The organism is Streptomyces ossamyceticus (assembly GCF_001418475.1).
Classification (GTDB): domain Bacteria; phylum Actinomycetota; class Actinomycetes; order Streptomycetales; family Streptomycetaceae; genus Streptomyces; species Streptomyces ossamyceticus.
On the sequence record NZ_LIQX01000881.1, the window covers coordinates 1 to 1,746 of the forward strand.

The following is a 1,746-nucleotide window of genomic DNA, read 5'->3' on the forward strand; positions in this document are numbered from 1 at the left end:
ACGGGAGTCTCGGGCGGCACGGGCGTCACGGGAGTCTCGGGCGGCACGCGCCCCCGCCGGGCTCCCCGCACCGCCGCCGTCGTCGTCGTCCTCGCTGTCCCCCACCGGCCCGGTGATCCTGACCTCGCAGCCCTCCACCGGCAGTCCGAGGTCCATCAACTCCACCGCGTCCGGGCCCGGCGCGGTCTCCACCGCCCGGCCCCGGCTGAGCGCGGCCCGGTCGAGTACCACCGGCTCGGCGCGCTCGCCCAGCGGCGGCACGGTCACCGCGAGCGTCGCCTCGGCGAGGCCGTAGACGGGGAGCGGGGCGCGCGGGTCGAGTCCCGCGGGGGCGGTGTGGGCCTGGAAGGCGCGCCAGACGCGTGGGGCGATCGGCTCGGCGCCGACGAGCAGCAGCCGTACCGGGCTCAGGTCGAGTCCGGCGAGCGTCGCGGCCGGGATCCGCCGTACGGCCAGGTCGAGGGCGAAGTTGGCGGCCGACAGCAGGGTCGCGCGGTGTCGGGCCGCGGCCTCCAGCCACAGGGCGGGGCGCTTGGCGAAGGACAGCGGTTCGACGCGTATCTGCCGCACCCGCGCGGCCATCGGCACCAGGTGCGTGCCGATGAGGCCCATGTCGTGGAAGTACGGCATCCACGTCGCGATGACGTCGTCGCCGGTGATGGCCATCGCCGTACGGATCTGGCGGAGGTTGGCGAGGACGCCGGCGTGGGTCAGTTCGACGCCCTTGGGGGAGCCGGTGCTGCCGGAGGAGAACTGGAGGAACGCGACGTCGTCGGGCGCGGGCCGGTGCGGTCGCCGGGGCGGGCGGCCCGCGCGGAGCGCGTCGAGCGGCAACGCCGCCACGGCCGCGCCCAGTTCGTCGAGCAGGGGCGCCGTGGAGGCGTCGACGACGACCGGCGGGCGGCCGAGGAGTTCCCACACCGGGCCGACGCGGCGGGCTTCGGGCGCGAGCGGCACGGGGACGGCGCCGGCCGCCAGCGCGCCCCAGAACATCGGCTGGAAGTCCTCGCCCCGGTCGGCGACCAGCGGCAGCGGGGTGCCCGCGGTGACGCCGGCCCCGATCAGGCCGCCCGCCACCCGCAGCGCCTCGTCGCGGAGTCCGGCGAAGGTGACGGTGTGCTCGCCGCCGTCGGCCCGCACATGAACGACGGTCCGCTCGGGAACCTCGCGTGCCGCGCCGAGCAGCACATCCAGCAGCGTCCAGGCCGACGCCCCGCCGTTCAAACCTTCATTCGATCTCTCCACCGTGCGGACCCTACAAGTCGGGCACCGCGGAACAGCACCGGCGCTCGGCCGCCGCGTGTTCCCGCCCCTGCCACGGGTCGCGTCGCCCCTGACGAAGCACTACCGGCGCGTGCTCACCAGCTGTGGGCGACGTCGACGACCAGCCGGTCGTGCAGCTGGATCACCCGGAACGGGAGCCGGGCGCGGACACCGAGACCTATCTGGGTCTCGCCCTCGAAGCTGCCCGCGAAGCGGGTGTCGCGGAAGGTGCGGTAGCCGGTGATGTCGACGCCGGGCAGCGGCTTCGCGGCCTTCCCCGGGTAGGCGACCGCGCCGGTCTCCGGGTCGTAGCTGGGCGCGGCGATCCTGACCTCCAGGACGGCGCCGCCGCCGACCGGGATGACGTCGCCCGAGCCGACCTGGTGCAACTGGTCGACGTACTGGACGTAGTAGCCGATGTGGTCGCCGCCGCCGGGGACGTCGAAGACCATGCGGTCGTAGCAGTCGTGGCGGCCGGTCCTG

Annotated in this window: 2 protein-coding genes; both read right to left on the reverse strand. The window is 75.3% G+C overall.

From position 1 onward, the window contains the following. Positions 1-1,224: AMP-binding protein (locus AOK15_RS40080; protein WP_157870524.1), on the reverse strand; the 1,224-nt coding region annotated here is incomplete at its 3' end. Positions 1,225-1,358: 134 nt separating this feature from the next. After that, positions 1,359-1,746 (reverse strand): AMIN-like domain-containing (lipo)protein (locus tag AOK15_RS40085; protein WP_420877036.1); only part of this gene is annotated, 388 nt, incomplete at its 5' end.